The sequence below is a fragment of the Methanomassiliicoccales archaeon genome, assembly GCA_029907465.1.
GTDB lineage: Archaea > Thermoplasmatota > Thermoplasmata > Methanomassiliicoccales > JACIVX01 > JACIVX01.
Window position 1 is genome coordinate 60039 of the sequence record JARYLV010000001.1, and the last position, 18123, is coordinate 78161.

Consider the following 18123-nt stretch of genomic DNA (forward strand, 5'->3'; position numbering starts at 1 on the left):
CTTAGATATTTCACAATTACCGATATCAATCCTACTATTCCATTAATCAATCAGCCGCTATTTGATTGACATGGGGGATGACTACCGATATTGAATAAACAATTGGAAGATCAAAGAATCAAAATTGATAGAAAATGAGCGCAATCGCTCCAACACGTTTTTTAGAACTGAGGGGATGGGATTACAACATTTGAGGTTGATTCAAGATCAATTGACCATACCGTCCCTTTAACGTACGAGTCTCATCGCATTGGAAATAACAGCAAATGAAGTTCCTAGATCACCGATCAGTATAGCGAGCCAAAGTGTAATGAAGCCAGGAAAAGCAAGGACAAAGAAAATCGACTTGACCGCGAGAGAAACTGTGATATTCTGTTTAATCACTCTAGAAGCACGTCTACTCAGCTTAATACCAAATGATAGCGCCCTCAGATCATCCCCCATAAGCGCAACATCAGCAGTCTCCAACGCAATATCTGTCCCTGCAACACCCATTGCAATGCCGATTTCAGCTTTTGCAAGCGCAGGTGCATCATTGACACCATCACCGACCATAATAACTGAGCCATATTTCTGCTGGTATTCCTCGATTGCCTTTACTTTGTGTTCAGGAAGCAATCGCGCTTTATACTCGTCGAGCTGTAGCTCCTCGGCAACTCCCGCAGCAACCTTTTCACTATCCCCGGTTAGCATCACAATTTTTCTTATACCAAGAGCTCTCAATTCTTGAATAACTTCACGGGCCTCGGGTCTCACCGCATCACGAATTGTCAATATCCCAATAGCTTCCCTTTCCGTTCCGACAACGACCACGGTCTTGCCATCAGCAGTTTTGCTTTCGATGAGATCTTTGTGAACCGAAAGATCGATTCCTTGCTCGAGGAAAAACTCGGGACTTCCGCAGAAAATTCTGTTCCCCAAGATCACGGCGGCTACTCCTTTGCCTGATACGGACTCAAACGCATCGGTCTCCTCAATTCCGATCCGCATCTCTTCGGCCTTTGCTATCACTGCTCGCGCGAGATGGTGTTCCGATCGGTTCTCGGCGGAAGCAGCGAGTTTCAGTACTTCATATTCTGAATAATTCTTGAAGGGGATAATTTCATCAACCTCTGGCTTTCCCTTCGTGATCGTCCCCGTCTTGTCAAACGCGATAACGGGTATCTGCCCCATTCTCTCGAGATAAACACCGCCTTTAAAGAGAACCCCGCGCCTCGTTGCGCCCGTGATGGCCGAGACAACAGTAACGGGTGTAGAAATCACAAGGGCACACGGACATGAAATGACAAGGAGGACGAGCCCTCTGTAAAACCAGACTTCGAACGGCTCTCTGAAAAGCAGAGGAGGAATGACGACTGTTAGAACTGCGACGAGAACAATGAAGGGAGTATAGTATTTTGCAAATCTATCTATGAATCGCTCAGTCGGAGCTTTCTCGCTCTCTGCTTCTTCAACCAGCTGTACAATTCTTGAAATGACTGTGTCCCTGAATTTTTTTGCAGCTTCAATTTCAAGATACCCCGATGTATTCAATGTCCCTGCGAAGACCTGATCACCAGGTTTTTTCGTTATAGGCATCGACTCGCCCGTTATTGGTGCCTCGTCAACCGATGAGCTTCCAGAGATCACCGTGCCATCTATTGGAATTCTTTCCCCTGGCTTAATGATAACAATATCGCCAATTTCGATGTCGCTCACATCGTAATACTCTTCTTTACCACCTTTACGAACGAGTGCGCGGTTTGGAGCGATATCCATCAGTTCATAAATCGATTTTCTCGTACGGGCGATGGAAAAGGATTCTAGCATTTCTGCCATGGAAAACAAGAAAACGATTGCAGCGCCCTCCGAGTATGAGCCTATCGCAATTGAGCCGCAGATGGCGATGACCATGAGCATGTTGATATCGAGATATTTTTCGAGAACTGCCGCGATGCCCCTGCGGGCGATGTAGTATCCGCCAATAATAATCGCGATTCCATAAAACAAAAAATAGAGTTTGAGTTCTTCGAGAAGAACTTCTGTGACAATCCCAAGTATTAGAAAAATGCCTGATACAACTGTCGCAACAAGTCTTCTGTTCCTCCATGTAAAAAAATCTTCATATTCACCCCGTTGGATAGGCTCAAGCTTATATCCCAACAGTCCAAGAGACCTCCTAAGCTGCTCAGTTGAAACTTTGCCCTTTTCGACTTCCACCGACATTTTACCCAGAGTATAGGAAACACGGACTTGCTTGACACCCTCAATCTCCTTAACGACTTTCTCAATTTTCTTCGCGCATTCAATGCAGTCCATTCCGTCTATTCGACAGACCAATCGCTGGGACCCTTCCACAAGCAGGGTTTAACTCGTCTTCAACATTTTTGGGTTTTGCTAAAATTCAATCGAAAAGTTATTAACCAGATGGTGATGCGTTTTCGGCATTCCTCGTCATCTCATTTTCAAACAATACTCACCGAGTATCTCACGTCCTTGAGAGATGAGAGCTCCTCTGTAAAAGATCTAAGTTTCGAATACTCTCCAACCGCGATGATTTGCTCCACGCACCGGTCATTAAAATGACTGTGCAATGAACTCTTGATCATCTCAGAATGTTTATGCATGATGTCGGCGACCTGGTGCTTCTTTTTCTTCTCATATGCCAAAGAAACTAGATAGAACCCTTCACCCTCGCTTCCCTCAACCAATTTGCTCAGCGATACGAATTTGTGCAGAGCGGATCTCACGGCATCCGACCTGCTCGTAAACCCCAACCTCTTGGCAACCTCATCAAACTCCCGGAGCTCCTTTGCCGAAATAGATACGCTGATGACCACCATAGGATCGTATAATAAATATGAGCAATGATATTTATTCCTGGCGGAGAATTCATTGGATTGTCCGCCTGATAATATGTATTGAGAATAGAGGAGAAATCAGTTTTTTGCTCTTACGAGGTCTACAAGTTTCCACCCGAGCTCCCTCGCCTCTCTCAGCGCCGTCGAGTGGTCAACAATCGCTGCCTTCTTATCGATACCAGCAATCGTCAACTGACTTGTCAACTCTACGTCGATTGACACGAAAAAAGTTTTGAAGGTCGAGATCAAACTCTCGAAATGCGATCGCTGCCGCCCCCCAACAAGTATGATCCCGCCAACCCTTCGCTTCCCGCCACCGATTTTTTCTCGTTTAATGAATTTCCTCGCCCAAATACATTGGCATCGATCAATCAGCATCTTTAACTGCGCTGGAACACCAGAGAAAAAGACTGGTGAAGAGATGATCATTACATCAAGTTCATCGATCAATTTGTAGATCAATTCCATGTCGTCATGATACTTACAGCTGCCATCATTCATGCAGCTATTACATTCCCTGCATCCGTGAAGGTCGAGTTTTTCAACGATGATCTTCTCGACACTCCCCCCTGCGTCTCTCGCACCGTCCAGCGCCGCATCAAGGAGAAGATCAGAATTCCCTCCAATTCTTGGGCTTCCCATCAGGCCAACAACTTTGATCAGGCAACTGCCCCCTAACAGCGAAAAACTAAGAGATTGGTATTCTTATATAAACTCAAGCCAGAGGAATTTGGTACTAGATGAATTAATCAGATCGGAATACATCGATGATCCGTTCTCTGAGGGTCTTGTAATATTCAAAGGTCTTAACGACATAGTCCTCAACACCATTTTTCATTGCTTCGAAACTGATGCGCGGATCATCAAATGCCGTTGTGAAGATAATCGGCACATTGACTCCCCGAGACTTTATCTTTTTAAGGAGCTCCAAGCCATCGATATCAGGAAGAGAATAATCGAGGATGATAAGGTCGTAGCCGTTTTCACCGATTTTTTTCATCGCTTCCGCTGCGTTGAGCGCCTTATCTAGAATGAATTCATCCTTTGGAAGATACTCTGAGCACAGGGATAAATGCTCGATGTTGTCATCGACCATCAATACTTTCATCGGCTTGGGTAAGGCTCGCAATTGAATCACCATTATCATCTTTCAACATTAAATATATTTTTTCTTTAATTGCTTTTTCAACTAATCTTGCTGATCTCCGAACCCGATTTCAAATTGCGTTTGGTTCTCTATTCGATCAAAGAAAATTGTTATCTCAACGCCGTCAACAAAAAAAATGGGGATCGATGCTACAACAAAGAAAATGAAGTTAGACAATTTTCCAGATGGCCAAGGAATATTCAATATGTGCAAGAATTAGGAGATTCTTTGGATCGTTGTTTTTGATTCATATATGACTCAAAAACCGTCTCTTGAATCGAAATATTTAAATAGAGGTTTTGATTTCTCCTGCCTCCAAGAGGTCTTGGGAAGGATCACCCCCAATTCTCCTCCTGAGTAGTATGAGTTTTGTAGTCTACTACCAACCTTCCCGACCTCTTTAAGTTTTTTGGGTTTTGTTAGAGTGTGGCAAAAACATCAATTCCTTCAAGATCGATCACTCAATCATTAAAGAAGAGAGAGGTCGAATGCGCTTCGGTATAATGGTTACAATTGAGGATGCAGACAAGTTTAGGCACCAAAACTGGGACTTTGCCGAACTTCTGATCCGTGATCAAGATCGGAAGGAAACAATTGAGCACTTCCTTTCGAAGGATGCCATGTGCAAAATCATTCACGCACCAGAGTTAATACATTTTTCAGGTAGAAGGATGATTGTCGATCTCGCAAATGAAGACGATGAATTTAGAGAATCTTGCATTAAGAGAATCGCGGAAATTTGCGAGATTGCTGATTCTTATGGCCTGCCTACAGTCATCCATCCTGGCGGGGTTTACCCATACATGATTTCGGATCACCAAGTGGTATTAGAGAGGCTCAAAACATCGCTCGAGTCGATCGGTGGCAAGAAGTGGATCGAAAATATGCCGAGATTCTATCACTTAAGTGACAAATTATTGCACTGTAATATTCTTCTCTCACCAAAAGAATACAATGAGATCAAACGTCATGTGAATGGTCTTGTGTTAGATACGTCTCATGCATATCTATCAACAGCTGATGACGGCAACGAAATGATAAATCAATATTTTCTCGAATTGAATGAATCTATTAAGCATGTTCATTTGTCCGATGCAATCCAACCAGCGGGCGAGGGTCTCCAAATCGGAGAGGGAGAAATTCGTTTCAATTTTTTGAAAAGGATTGAGAATTTGCCGGTCCTACTTGAGATCCGTGGCGGCCACTTGAACAATGGAATCGGATATATGGAGGCAAGGAAAAGAGTCGAGTCGATCCTCGAGAGAGATTGTGACCTAGACGCCCATTGAAATCCGCAGAGTATCCCTCACGCCTGGAGCAAGTCCTAGAAAAATTATAACGAACTTCATGATATTTGTTAGATTGGGGTACGCCATTAATTCCCGTTTAAAAAGAATATCGATCAAGATGAGGATGAGGATTACGAGCACGAGTTTGATCAGAATCATGATCGCTGCACTCCCAAAGATCTCAATGAAAAATGTCGGGAGCACATGCTTTTCCGCATAACCATAAAGATCAATGCCCCGATATGTGGCAACCCCGTCGAGAAGGTGCGAAAAAATTAAAATGAGATTCAAAGGCGATGAAAGGAAAACTGTCTTGCCCTTACCAATAAACCCAATCGCGGCCATGCATCCAGTCACTCCTGCCGCGATTCCAGGAATTATAAGGAGCTCGAGAGGATTTGTTCCCAACGAATGTGCCGTCCTCGAAAGAGCAATCGATTGCCATTCGGGGGAGTAGAAAAAGGCGATGACAAATGATGTCGACCAGAGAACAAAAAAGAAACCTGCGAATAAAATCGACGATCTCAGGGGGTCGGATCCCATTCTTAGCGATGCGCAATATGCAACAACCATAAGTGCCGCGAAAGCGATTGGGAGAAAGGGAGGGGGGATGAAAATGAAATTTGAGGGGAAGAGAGCAAATGCAATGAAATGCAGCATAAGGAAAATACCAACCAGAATACAAAACGGCAAACACACAAATTTCTTTTGCATTCCTTCTTTTCTTCGTTTTGCGAAGATTCCGGCGACAACTGTAAGGGAGAAGATGGCAATTATCGATATATAAATAATTGGTGAGATGAAAAGATACTGGATCACCCCATTAAATAGATAAGCATCCTCAAGCGCACGGGAGATTCCGCCAAAAAGAATGAAGGGTATCGTGGCTACGATGAAATTTGTTTCCACATCAATTCGAAAGCGCAAGCAGATCTTATACATAAGAAAGATCGAGAGAATAAGTAAAGACCCGTAGACGAGTGTGCTCAGGAAGTTATAGCCCTCATAGATCCCACCCACGGGTTGCCCTGCCTTATCAGACTCGATGGGCCCCCAGAAGTACCGGTAAATAAATTCATACCAGATGATGTCCCTGAAAAAAAGACATGCGATGATAAGAATAAAACCCACAAATGACGCTATTATAACGAAAATGAGAAATTTCCTTCGCATATAGAAATCAGCCAGTAATTCAAAAAGGGAGTATTTCACCGATAAATTGAAAAGGAAAAAGGTGTATATGAGGGTTCGTTCAGGTGCTTGGATGGATGAGGGTCTTTTTACGAAAGCCCGGTCTATGATTTTTCCGAGACATGTCCTTGCGGGCCACGGCGTACTTGATCAGGTACCTAACGTCTGCAAGGATTTTGGGTTGACCGGCACCGCCCTCATCATAGCTGGTGAAAAGACAAAGAAAATTGCGGGGAATGCTGTTGCTGATCAACTTTCAGATCGGGGTTTTGATGTTCAATTTGCCATTGTTGGCGAAGCAACTAAGCAGAACCTCGAAACAACGGTCTCGATCGCTAGGGAAGTAAAGGCGTCTTTCATCCTCGGTGTTGGGGGAGGAAGCAAAATTGACCTAGCAAAAATGACAGCTAAGGAACTGAATTTGGAATTCATCAGCATTCCTACGTCAGCCTCGCATGATGGAATCGCATCTGGGAGAGCCTCTCTCCGCAACAAGAATGGTCCAGTGTCCGTTGAGGCGAAAGTGCCATTGGGCGTTGTTGCAGACACTGCGATCATACTTAAGGCTCCGTACAGGTTGCTTGCTTCAGGATGTGCAGATGTAATTTCCAATTCAACGGCTCTGATGGACTGGGAATTTGCAAGGCGGCTCCGGAATGAAGAATTCAGTAGATCCGCATATGCACTCGCAAGCTATACTGCACAAACACTCATCGAAAATGCTGATCTGATAAGACCAAACCTTGAAGAGAGTGTCTGGATTGCGATCAGACCTATAATCATTTCAGGGATTTCGATGAGCGTTGCCGGAAGCTCAAGACCGACAAGCGGATCTGAACACATGTTTTCACACGCACTGGATCTGATCGCACCGGGTAAGGCGCTTCACGGCGAACAGTGTGGCGTTGGTTGCATCATGATGATGTATCTTCATGGCGGAGACTGGATGAGAATAAAGAATGCGCTGGCAAAGATCGGTGCACCGACAAATGCTTCGCAGCTCGGTGTCACGAGAGAACAGATCATTGAAGCACTCGTCACGGCCCATAAGATCAGACCTGACCGGTTTACTATTCTTGGAACCTCAGGTTTGACCCGTGAAGCCGCTGAAAGACTTGCTACAATTACAGGTGTCATCTGACTTTCATGATTTATGATAAACGATGAGGAAAAGGAGGTGAAATGATGGTAATAGTGACATTAATAGGAGAACGCCAGGCAAAGGAGGGGGCTGAGTTCACATATAGGGGGCCTCTGACGGACTGCCGTGAGTGCAAATTGAAGGCCGTTTGCTTCAATCTGGACGCGGGCAGTGTATACAGAATTACTGCACTGAGGGATGTGCATCACGAATGCAGAATCCATGAGGACGGTGTCAGGGTCGTCGAGGTGGAAAAGATTCCAGTAAGGTGTGCCGTGATGCAAAAATACGCACTCGAGGGTTCAGTCGTAACGCTTGAGGAGATCAAATGCCTCAACATCGGCTGTGACCGTTACCGCATCTGCCACCCCATTGGAATGGAGAAGAACAGCAAGTGTAAGATCGCTAAGGTTATTGGTGAAATCAACTGCCCCGAAGGAAACAAACTTGTCGAGGTTGAAGTTGCCTGATCATCTGTCTCCTGCCTCAGTCATCTCTAAAAGAAATGTACTTCAACTTTCGTCCCCTTTTCCACGATGTCGACATTCGGAGGGATCTCAATCCATCCATCAGCGTGTGCTATGCTCGTAATCGCCCCCGATTCCTTAAAGGCTGGATAAACTTGTCCGTCGATGACACGGACTGTTAAAAATTGATGCCTCCCCAGAGTGGCGGCATATTTCTTTGCCATTGGAAATACGCCGATTACTTCTTGCTTTTTCGGCAAGCGGGCCATCTTCCTTGCTGCTGGAAGTAGAAACACGTATCCGTTTGTCAGACATGCTGTGGGATACCCAGGCATACCGAAAACCGGCGTATTTCCAATCAACCCGAATATCGTAGGCTTACCCGGTTTTATCTGGACACCATGAAATATCACCCTTCCAAGCTCAGTGATCACCTGTTCAAGCACATCCCTCTCACCCGCTGAGCTCCCGCCTGAAAGGACGACCATATCATACTCATAGGCCTTCTTGAGAGCAGTTTTCAATTCCTCCGCTACGTCTTCGACGATGGGGTGCGCAACCGGCACACATCCGTTTTCGAGTAGAATTGAGGAAAGCGTGTAGGAATTAATGTCATAGACTTGCCCAGGATTGAGCGGTTTTCCAACCTCAGCTACCTCGTTCCCCGTCGGAACGATCAAGACTCTCGGCTTTGCATAGACTGTTGCTTCACTCATCCCAAGGGCAGCGATGACACCGACTTTCGAAGGGGTCAGTACTTCCCCACTCCTTAAAACCACTGTGCCAGCCCTGATATCCTCCCCTTTTTTTGAAATATTCGAGCCTGGCGGGACAGCACGAAAAATCTGAACGACATCGTTAATTCGTTCAGTGTTCTCCACCATCACGACAGCATCAGCTCCTTCAGGAATCATCGCCCCTGTCGCAATCTGCATACATTCGCCAACTCCGACCTTCTTGCTCGGAACTTCGCCAGCATGAACGGCACCTATGCATCTGAGCTCAACAGGTTCGAACTTGGCTGCACTAAAGGTATCTACTGCCCGTACAGCGTAACCATCCATAGCAGAGCGATCGTAAGGAGGAACATCGATTCCAGAGACGATATCCTCTGCGAGTACCCGAAGGAGAAGATCCGAAAGGGGAACGCGCTCCTCTCGCTCAATCGGTTGAACGAACTTCTCAACAAGCGTCTTTGCCTCATCGAGGGGGATCAGTGAGGCTAGCGGCTTCACCGATCTACCTCCCAAACCAAATGGCCTAGCTGAGGTAAGATCAACTTTTCCATCGCCAATTTCACAGCATTGGGGGAGCCTGGAAGGCATAGTATGATCTTCCTGAAGGCAACGCCACCGATAGCTCTGCTCATCATCGCTGCGCTCCCGATTTCCAAATAACTCAGATATCTAAAGAGCTCACCAAAGCCTTCCATCCTTTTCTCAAGGAAGGGGCAAACAGCTTCAATAGTCACGTCCCTTTTCGAAAGTCCAGTACCACCATTAATAATGATGACCTTTACGTCATCGTTCTCCAGGTCAGCTGTGATCGCGCTTTTGATCTCACCGATGTTATCCCTCACTACCCTGTAGTCCGTGACACGATGACCTCCAGATTGCAGCATTGTGATTATGATCTTTCCAGACTCATCTGTATCACGGGTTCTCGTGTCACTGACAGTGATGACCGCACATGGAACGTTTGACACCGCGTGCTTTGCATGATCCTCATAGCCCAAAGATCATTCCTCCTTTTCCTTCGAAATTACTTGTATGTCAGTGATCCGCGTAATTGGATATTGACCTCTCTCATCTTTCTCAAGATATTTGACCATGTCCCATATGGTCAGGAGAGCGTTTGAAACGCCCGCCAATGCCTCCATTTCTACGCCAGTCTTATAGTTTGCCTTGACCTCAACAGAGCAAAGGACTGAGTCCTCATAGAGATCGAAGGTAACCGCCACGGACTCAATAGGAATTGGATGACAATATGGAATCGTTTGCCAGGTCGTTTTGACAGACTGGATTGCCGAAATTTTTGCTGCCTCTAAAACATCGCCTTTCTTGACTTCTCCTGCTCTAATCGCATCGATTGATCTTTTCCCGAGGATAATTCTGCCAGTAGCGACCGCCTTCCTTTTCACGATCGGCTTCCCACTGATATCGACCATCCCAGTCATTTCTTGCCCTCCACCCAGACCTCGCCATCTTCGTAAACTTCCTTCTTCCACAACGGCACTACTTTCTTGAGTTCATCGATGAGGAATTGCGCGGCTGCGAAAGCGTCTTTCCTGTGGGCACTCGCGACAGCGATCAGAACGATCTTATCCCCTGGAAAAAGCGTACCGATTCTATGCCAGATGACGACCTCCTGAATGTTAAAGCTCTTCATCGCATGATCTCTCAGTCTGATAAGTTCCTTTTCAGCCATCTCCTCGTACACTTCAATCTCCATTCTGACGAGCTTTTTCCCCTTTTCCTCGCCTCTCACGACGCCGACAAAACTCACGACAGCGCCAGTATCAATCGTCCGTATCTTATTCAGAACATCATCAACAGAGAAATCATTCCTTGAAATGGTAATCATCTAATCAGCTCCTTCAGCCTCCGCTCACGGGAGGTAAGAGGGCAATCTCATCTCCTTCTTTAAGGATCACATCGTCCCCTGCGTATTTCTTGTTAACTGATGTCACGATGGGATCTGTGAATCCATGAAGCCGGGGATAAAGACGCTTCAAGTCTTCGATAAGGTCTGAAAGTTTCGTACCTTGATTCATGTCCATCGTGATTTCATGTTGTCCGACGATTTCCCTGTAAGACGCAAAGAACTTGACTTTTACTTTCACCCGATCAACTCCGGCGAGCATATACAATTTTGCCGATTCATGATAAGGATTTCGGTCTTTGCCCCGCTGGTCCTCGGAAGGTCTGGGAGATCGTCTCGGAATTCATCATCAAGAAGAAAGAAACACATCACCTGAAGCTTTCTCCGGTGATCTTTTCGAACATCTCGATGTAAAGATCACTGATCTCCTCGACCTTACTTTGTGGAAGCGGCGGGATATCAGGCTCAGGAAGCCCTTTCTTCCGCGCATCCATGAGTTTATCGTAGTATCCGATCTCCCTATAGTATTGCCGAACAGCTTCTTTGCTGAGTTCGATGAATTTTCCAGCGGCGTATGCGTCCTGATCCCACCACCTATCCTCATCAGCGGTGCCGAAGGTGTCGACAACCATGAGCCTCCTGTTCTCATCGAAAGCAAATTCCTTCTTGCCGTCAACATGGATTAGCATACGCTCTTCAGCTTCGGCAGCGATAATTTCGTCGATTCTTGTGATGATTTCTAGTATCCTTTCGAATTCCTCCTCCGTCAAACCAGAGATATCCAGTGCTTCTTTTCTTGACAGCTCCCTATCATATTTTTCAAGTTTTGTCGTTACCTCAAAATAAGGCTTTGGGATTTTTTCTCCGTAGCTCACCTGGTGATTCGGCGGGAATCCCAACTCTTCAGGTAGAACCTTCCCCGATTTGACCCTGTCATAAAGGGAACCGGCGACATACCCCCGGCTGATAAATTCAAGAGGGATCAAGTAATTAGTGGTGTTGCAGTTTAATTTACTGTAATCGCTGATCACGTCGACCTTCTTGACCCTCATGCGATTTGGTGGCACGAACTCTTTGAAGTGCGTCCTGATGCCATTTTTCTTGAGAATTTGAAACCAGAACACCGCAGTCCTGCAGAGAGTCTCTCCTTTGTACGGAATCTGTGTGGGTATAATTTTGTCAAACACAGAAATATTGTCGGTGAAGACGAATTCAAGCGTATTCTCATCGACCTCGTAAACCTGTTTTACCTTACCCACACGTATTAATCTCATTGGGTCACCCACTATCGTAATCGGATTGTGGTTCTTATTATTTACGGTCTTTTCCAGATTGATGTCCAAGTCGATACGATCTACGGTGAGCTGATAGGTCGAGAACACTAAATAGTCGGAGTCCACCTATATGCGAAATGAATGTCACTGCGTGTGAACGAGATCACAAAACCATCGCGGTTCAATGACATCAAGGAAGATTGGGATCGAATACTGACAACAAGCGGAGAAGATGAGGTCTTTCTCAGAACCGAGTGGATATGGACTTGGTGGAAGTTTTTCGGTGAAGGAAGGAAGATGATTTTGCTCGAGATCACTGACGGGTCTGCTGTAGTGGGATACGCACCACTGATGATTTCTAAAGTCAGTAAACTGCCCCCATGGAAAACCGTTGAGTTCATTGCAAGCGACGCATCAGATCGTAGCGCCATTATCTCAGAGAATGGAAGGACTGACGTGCATCAATGTGCATGGGAATATGTGCACCAATTGAAAGACTGGGATGGCATCAGTATCAGAAATATGCGAAAGGGATCGCCTACGGCAGAATACGCACTCATCAAATTCAAGGGTTCCCATGTTCTGAGAGAAGTTTCGCCCTATATTCCTATTATGCCGAGCTATGATAAATTCTTAGAAAACCTTGAACGCAAGAATCGACACACCCTATCAAGATGTTGGCGCAGACTCAAAGAAGATCATGTTTTTGAATTTGGAGTGACCAAAGACAGAGATGCAATACGAGAATACATGGATTCCTTCATTTCCCTCATGAAGGCAAGATGGAATATGAGACATGAAACGAGCGTTATTGAAATTCCAGGAATGATCGAATTTATAAAGTCTGCTTTTGAAGCCCTCGCAGAAAGGGGCTGGGCTTCCGTTCATCATCTCGAAGAGAAAGGGGAACCATTCGCAGTTGGTTTGGGCTTCGAGTATAACAAACGATATTCATGCTATCTCTCTGCGTTTGATCCTCAATATGCGAATTATTCACCAGGGACACTGTTACTCGATTGTGTAATCAAAATGTGCCACGAAAGGGGGTTGCTCGAGGTCGATCTCCTTCGAGGGGCGGAGCCATACAAATATCGGCTTGGTGCAATTGATCGAGAGTTGATCGGCATCAACAAGGAAAGAGAGCGAGTGATCAAGGGTATGTTGAAGAAAGCGAAAGAAAAATTACAATAGGACACAACGAAGATCTCATGTTCTTCTCTTCGTTGATTTAGCATCTCCCCTCAAACAATCTTACAAAGTCCTTTCTGGGGAGAAGTATGAATGCCTCTGCGTATCCGCTCATTGAGACAATCGCCGAGCGATAACAATTGAGTCCTCTCACAACCCTGGTAAAATCGATGTTGACCAACTGACTCTTGTGTGCTTCGATGGCCTTTATCTTTTGGGGCATATTTCTTGTGATGTCAACAATGACATTTGGAATCAAAGGGTTCCATATTTCATATAGAGCTGTTAACCAATCAAAATTCAAATCGGTGGTACTCTTGGCACAGCGCAAGTAGGAATAAAAAGTTCTGAGATGGGTATCGTTGTTTTCAACAGGTGACGGGACGAAGACCGCATGTGGTTCATAACTCGAGATTTCTTCATTTATGATTCTTGAAGCGTCATCAAGGGATGGAAATTTCATTGCCAGAAATTTATAATCCGTCACGCCCATGTGCTTAAGTGAATTCTCAATTTCATTCATTCTTTCTTCTGGTCTGATTCCCGCTTCTGACTGAATTGACAAATAGCGAATACGGACATCTTTTTGCGACTCCACGAGTTTTGAAATCGTACCCCCACAACCAATTGCATCATCGTCGGGATGAGGGGCTAAGATAAGAAATCTCTCACCTGGAATCGTTTCAATCAATTTCGGGGTCCAGCTTGCCTTAGAAAGCATGAGATCGGTCACAATTCTGTTTTTGATTCTTTCGGCGATGAATCTCAACTCGAGAAACAATTGATTACTCACATGATAACATAGCAATTGAAATCATAAATTAATTCCTACATCTAATAAACATTGATTGACCAAGATCACGCGGGGACAAATTGATCTGTGCGGGACCAATGACCTGTTAAACATGGCGAACACGACGTGTGAATTGTCTAGAGTAACTCATGGGGTTTTTTTGCGATTTCTCAGAGTCCCACTGAAACCCTCAAGCGCCATTCCACCTTTCTGTAACTACCCCATATAAAGTGATGATTTCCTCTGGCTCAAGATGAGCCTCAAAATGAGAAAGACACGATGAAATTGAAACCAAATATCGGATTCCTAATGCCATGAGTATTATCCGTCAAGATCCAATCACAGTAATAATAAAAAAAATAAATACCTTTGGTATGAATGGGATGTTTAGTGTTTCAAATAAAAATCTACGATGTTACCGCGAGGATTGAAAGCAATGATTCTGGATTCGAATCATACATCAGGGGAAGTTTTTCGCCATCTATTGTAGAGTCGGCAGATTTGGATACTGGAAGACACGAAGACGTCATTATAAGAATCGAGTTCCAAAAGTCCGGTAACAGGATGGCCAAAGAATGGATAGAGGTGACAGAGAAAAGGAATCCGATTGTCCTTGGGTCAACGGTAAGAGCTGGAGAGGAATCTGTCTACTATCAATATGGGCCATATTGTATTTCAGTGAGTAAAGAAAAAGGGGTTCTGGAGATCAGATCGCTTTTTCAGATGATAAGGAGATTCAGACTCCAAAAGGCATTTCACCAGAATCGCATCTACGATTATTATCAGAGTTTAATGCGTCTCGCGATTCATTATCCGATTTTTCATTTATTGGAGTTGAAAGGCTGGTCAGTCCTTCACTCTTCACTCGTATGCTTCGAAGATAACGGCGTATTGTTTACAGGTTTGAATGGGGTTGGCAAGACCACGACAGCCCTGAGTCTTCTTCCGGAGGCAAGAATTCTCTCGGATAATTTTGTATTATTCAATGGGGAGAGACTCTTCCCTTTTCCTGAGTACATTCGAATCCCGCACCACGTCATGAATTTTTTCAATCTAAGGCCCACTGGCTTCAGAGTTTTCGGAAAAGATCAAGTGATAATGGATCGTGATATAATGAAGTATCAGCCCAAGCCTGCTGCCATAATCATTCTAAAAAGAGGGGAAAAAGCCAGTTGGCGAGAAGTGAGTAGAGACGAAGCCATAGATTACATCAGGGCTGCTGACGCTTTCACTCACGAAGGTCACCGGTACTCACACTTTTCCTTTCTTAGCAAACAAATGAACATCCGATATCCAGATTGCGACACCTATGAAGCAATATTGGGGTCTTTCAACGAGTCAATCGATATGATTAGGAGAAAGGTGGGGGGTCTTCTTGGAATACAATATAGGTAACATCATTAAGATTAGATTCCCCGATGATGCATTTCCGACCGTTCAGGAGGAATTTGAGCTCTGGAAAAATGATATGAATGAGGGGAAACAAGTTGATATTTCAGTGGAAAAAGGAAAGGTAGAGGACTTAGGGATAATAATTGACGAGTGTTTCTCAGTCTCGGAAGGCTTTTTCTGCGTCAGGAATTCCTCTACGATATGCTCAATCAGTGATGGCCGCATAATTGTTGATGGAAATCCTTCGCACGATTTCTTCGAAGCTAAGGTTCTTCAGCCCACTATGAACAGGCACTTTGTACGTAGAGGGTGGTGCGTCTCACATTGCTCAGCCGTCAGCTATAATGGAAATACAATCGTATTCCCAGCGTTTGGAGGAACCGGTAAGACAGGTCTAATGCTCGAATTCATGAATGCTGGGGCCAAGTACATCGCAGATGACCATTTACTGTTAGGGCAAAATGGACGATGTGTATTCTATCCGAGGCATGTCCATTTACTTGAATACAACTTTGGCATGTTTCCAGAGTTATTCGAAATGGCTTTTCCGGATGACAAGAAAAGGAGGATTTTCGAAAGACGCCTGGAACTCTACAGGACCGGCCTTAGGTTGCATGGTGATAACGTAATCTCAAGGATGCTCCGAAGAAATTTGACTTCGAGATATTATTTCGAATGCCGCATTAGACCGGAGAAGCTGTTTTCAGAATCAAGGATCCAAAAAGAATCGAAGATCACGCACACCTTTTTTCTCCTCAAGAAACGGAATGAAAAAATGATAAAACGGTCAGATTCTCAAAGACTGGCGCAACTCGCCGCAATTTCAAGTTGGATGAACGAATGTGCAGAGCAGCACAATTTGGTCGCAAAAGTTGCTGGCTGTTCCTATCATACGCCTGAGGATCGAAAAGATATACTAGATCAATGCTTTCAAAAATCTGAGTGTTACGAGGTATACATTAACGGAAAATATGATAGAAAAGGCTTGGACAAAATCTTTGCGGAAATCAGGGCTATTGTTGAATAGTTTAAAAACTCAAATAAAAAAAGTTGAAGTAGAAAATTCACAATGAAAGAAGGGAATTAATGAGAGTTGCAATCCTGTCATTTTATGATTTCAATGAGTTCGGAGGAGGGACTGAGGTCTTCATCAAAGACCTTCAAAAGGTCTTTCCCAGTTCAGATCATATCAAATACTCGGATTCAAAATCATTGAAAAAATTACCAAAGTTGCATAAAATCAATTTGGAAGAAGCTCGCATGGGCTTCGAGATCGGCCTAAAATTCCACCAGATGCATCGGGAAAGAGACTACGATCTCTTGATTTCAAATGGAATTGCGGGTTGGTATCTGTCGGTTCTTCGACCTGATATTCCCGCAATCAATGTGACTCATTTCACTTACAAAGGATTGGCTGATAATGCTCTTCGAGGAACGCCAGGATATTACCCTTCTAAATATTTTATTCCAACTTTCGAAAAAATTAATTTTTCTGGAAAAATCAATGTTGCTGTTAGTGAGAAAACACGAAGGGAATTGAAAAAATACTATCGCTGCGATGCGAAAGTAATCCACAATGGCGTTTCCCTTGAACTCTTCAAACCCTATGACAAAAGATTGTCGAGAGAGCTGCTTAGTATAGATTGGGATGGCCCACTCGGCGTTTTCGTTGGGAGAGCAGAATACGCGAAGGGGTTCGACATCATCGAATCAATTTCGAAACTCATGCCGTCGATCAAGATACTCTGCGTGACAAATTCGCCAGTGAAGAATAAAGGTCTGATAGTCATTGAAAACCTACCACACAATTTGATGCCTTTCTGTTACTCAGCATCGGACTTTTTCATTTTTCCGTCGCGGTACGAATCGGCTAGCTATTCAGCTCTTGAGGCAATGGCCTGCGATTTGCCGATCGTGGCTAGCCGTACAGGAATTTTTGAGGACATTCCAGAAGAGAAAGTCGGAAAAATCGTCTTTTCTTTCAAGCCTGAGGATTATTGCCATGCAATCAAGGAGATCTTGAGGGGAGGGAAATACCCTGCGAGAGAATATGTCTCGGAGCATTTCTCCTTTGAACGTTTTTCAGAAAATTACAAGAATCTGGCGAGAGAGCTTATCAAGGGATAAACGTAGGCTTGTCTCTCAAGAAATAATAATTTGTTGTCGATTAGTGGCGGAAAGATGCCCATTCCATTGATTTAGAAAGAAGGTGATAAGAGTCGATTTCTACAAACAGAGAAAGAGTTTTTTCCCATAAATTTTGGAATTGGGTTCTCTTTTTGGCATATGTAGTATCTAAAATTGTAATCAAAAATGATAACCGAATGCAAAATTTCTTAGGCTATTTTGTTGAAAGAAGACCGAGAAAAACCATTATCAACTATGATAACAATAGGTGCTCGGGATGCACCGATTAAACGCTTACACAAATCTTGAAAAATGAAAAAGGAATGCGGTCGGCTTGGCTCGGCAAACAATGAGGTTATCTTGCCGGAACATCGAGAAATCACGCGACTGTGATCTTCATTTGAGGCGTAGCCAGGCAACTGAGATTTAAAGCAAATATCCAGAAGTGTCGAACAATGTCAGACTTCAGGTCTTAACATAGAGCGATGTGGGGAGCGAGATGCAGAAGGGAGTGATTGTAAAAAGGACCTCAACGCGTCGTTTGCCACAACTGCAAACCGTTACCAGGCGATCCCATAGAAATGCTGTTTCAATGAATCGTCGAAATCCTGATAACGCTCAAACAATCTCGCCATATTTGAAGAAGCTTGTTCATAGCTTGCCCTCAATCCTC

19 protein-coding genes are annotated in these 18123 nt (G+C 44.4%); 7 read left to right on the forward strand and 12 right to left on the reverse strand.

All coding sequences use genetic code 11. The features are described from left to right. Positions 1 to 228: 228 nt before the first annotated feature. The 4 genes from QHH00_00290 to QHH00_00305 form a co-directional block, all read right to left on the reverse strand. Positions 229 to 2298, reverse strand: coding sequence for a cation-translocating P-type ATPase (locus QHH00_00290; protein MDH7507822.1), 2070 nt, complete (start codon positions 2296 to 2298; stop codon positions 229 to 231). Positions 2299 to 2444: 146 nt separating this feature from the next. Next, the gene (locus QHH00_00295) at positions 2445 to 2822 is read right to left on the reverse strand and encodes a ribbon-helix-helix protein, CopG family (GenBank protein MDH7507823.1); all 378 of its coding nucleotides are present in this window, start codon (positions 2820 to 2822) and stop codon (positions 2445 to 2447) included. A gap of 96 nt (positions 2823 to 2918) precedes the next feature. After that, positions 2919 to 3500: a flavodoxin family protein gene (locus QHH00_00300; protein ID MDH7507824.1), complete on the reverse strand. Its 582-nt coding sequence runs from the start codon at positions 3498 to 3500 to the stop codon at positions 2919 to 2921. Positions 3501 to 3585: 85 nt separating this feature from the next. After that, entirely contained in the window at positions 3586 to 3981 is a 396-nt protein-coding gene (locus tag QHH00_00305; GenBank protein ID MDH7507825.1) for a response regulator, read from the reverse strand. Between the two features lie 509 nt (positions 3982 to 4490). On the opposite strand from QHH00_00305, the gene QHH00_00310 reads away from it, so the two are divergent. Next, on the forward strand, positions 4491 to 5276 hold the full coding sequence (locus QHH00_00310; protein MDH7507826.1) for a TIM barrel protein: 786 nt from the start codon (positions 4491 to 4493) through the stop codon (positions 5274 to 5276). On the opposite strand, the gene QHH00_00315 is transcribed toward QHH00_00310, so the two are convergent. Then, entirely contained in the window at positions 5262 to 6488 is a 1227-nt protein-coding gene (locus QHH00_00315) for a DUF63 family protein (GenBank protein ID MDH7507827.1), read from the reverse strand. The genes QHH00_00310 and QHH00_00315 overlap by 15 nt on opposite strands. A 52-nt stretch (positions 6489 to 6540) precedes the next feature. Between QHH00_00315 and QHH00_00320 the strand changes: the two genes are divergently transcribed. Then, positions 6541 to 7608, forward strand: coding sequence for an NAD(P)-dependent glycerol-1-phosphate dehydrogenase (locus tag QHH00_00320; GenBank protein ID MDH7507828.1), 1068 nt, complete (start codon positions 6541 to 6543; stop codon positions 7606 to 7608). 41 nt (positions 7609 to 7649) lie between these two features. Continuing rightward, positions 7650 to 8078, forward strand: coding sequence for a UPF0179 family protein (locus tag QHH00_00325; protein ID MDH7507829.1), 429 nt, complete (start codon positions 7650 to 7652; stop codon positions 8076 to 8078). Between the two features lie 26 nt (positions 8079 to 8104). Here QHH00_00325 and QHH00_00330 read toward each other — a convergent pair whose 3' ends face one another. The 6 genes from QHH00_00330 to QHH00_00355 all read right to left on the reverse strand — a co-directional run bounded on the left by QHH00_00330 (position 8105) and on the right by QHH00_00355 (position 11950). Then, on the reverse strand, positions 8105 to 9310 hold the full coding sequence (locus QHH00_00330; protein ID MDH7507830.1) for a molybdopterin-binding protein: 1206 nt from the start codon (positions 9308 to 9310) through the stop codon (positions 8105 to 8107). Further along, positions 9307 to 9810 (reverse strand): MogA/MoaB family molybdenum cofactor biosynthesis protein, encoded by a 504-nt coding sequence (locus QHH00_00335; GenBank protein ID MDH7507831.1) that lies wholly within the window; start codon positions 9808 to 9810, stop codon positions 9307 to 9309. The genes QHH00_00330 and QHH00_00335 overlap by 4 nt, the downstream gene beginning before the upstream one ends. A gap of 3 nt (positions 9811 to 9813) precedes the next feature. Continuing rightward, positions 9814 to 10251, reverse strand: a complete 438-nt coding sequence (gene moaC / locus QHH00_00340; GenBank protein ID MDH7507832.1) for a cyclic pyranopterin monophosphate synthase MoaC — start codon at positions 10249 to 10251, stop codon at positions 9814 to 9816. Next, positions 10248 to 10658: a molybdenum cofactor biosynthesis protein MoaE gene (locus QHH00_00345; protein MDH7507833.1), complete on the reverse strand. Its 411-nt coding sequence runs from the start codon at positions 10656 to 10658 to the stop codon at positions 10248 to 10250. The genes moaC and QHH00_00345 overlap by 4 nt, the downstream gene beginning before the upstream one ends. Before the next feature lie 13 nt (positions 10659 to 10671). Next, positions 10672 to 10917: a MoaD/ThiS family protein gene (locus QHH00_00350; GenBank protein ID MDH7507834.1), complete on the reverse strand. Its 246-nt coding sequence runs from the start codon at positions 10915 to 10917 to the stop codon at positions 10672 to 10674. A gap of 127 nt (positions 10918 to 11044) precedes the next feature. After that, positions 11045 to 11950: a phosphoribosylaminoimidazolesuccinocarboxamide synthase gene (locus QHH00_00355; GenBank protein MDH7507835.1), complete on the reverse strand. Its 906-nt coding sequence runs from the start codon at positions 11948 to 11950 to the stop codon at positions 11045 to 11047. A gap of 141 nt (positions 11951 to 12091) precedes the next feature. Here QHH00_00355 and QHH00_00360 point away from each other — a divergent pair, with 141 nt between their 5' ends. Beyond that, the gene (locus tag QHH00_00360) at positions 12092 to 13141 is read left to right on the forward strand and encodes a GNAT family N-acetyltransferase (protein ID MDH7507836.1); all 1050 of its coding nucleotides are present in this window, start codon (positions 12092 to 12094) and stop codon (positions 13139 to 13141) included. 37 nt (positions 13142 to 13178) lie between these two features. Here QHH00_00360 and QHH00_00365 read toward each other — a convergent pair whose 3' ends face one another. Further along, the gene (locus QHH00_00365) at positions 13179 to 13931 is read right to left on the reverse strand and encodes a PIG-L family deacetylase (protein ID MDH7507837.1); all 753 of its coding nucleotides are present in this window, start codon (positions 13929 to 13931) and stop codon (positions 13179 to 13181) included. Positions 13932 to 14321: 390 nt separating this feature from the next. On the opposite strand from QHH00_00365, the gene QHH00_00370 reads away from it, so the two are divergent. The 3 genes from QHH00_00370 to QHH00_00380 are packed head-to-tail and all read left to right on the forward strand — an operon-like array spanning position 14322 to position 17450. Beyond that, a complete protein-coding gene (locus QHH00_00370) occupies positions 14322 to 15326 on the forward strand; it encodes a hypothetical protein (protein ID MDH7507838.1) in 1005 nt (334 codons plus the stop codon). Beyond that, positions 15307 to 16350: a hypothetical protein gene (locus tag QHH00_00375; protein MDH7507839.1), complete on the forward strand. Its 1044-nt coding sequence runs from the start codon at positions 15307 to 15309 to the stop codon at positions 16348 to 16350. The genes QHH00_00370 and QHH00_00375 overlap by 20 nt, the downstream gene beginning before the upstream one ends. Before the next feature lie 59 nt (positions 16351 to 16409). Next, complete coding sequence (locus tag QHH00_00380) at positions 16410 to 17450, forward strand: glycosyltransferase family 4 protein (protein MDH7507840.1); 1041 nt, start codon at positions 16410 to 16412, stop codon at positions 17448 to 17450. The last annotated feature ends 673 nt before the right edge of the window (positions 17451 to 18123 follow it).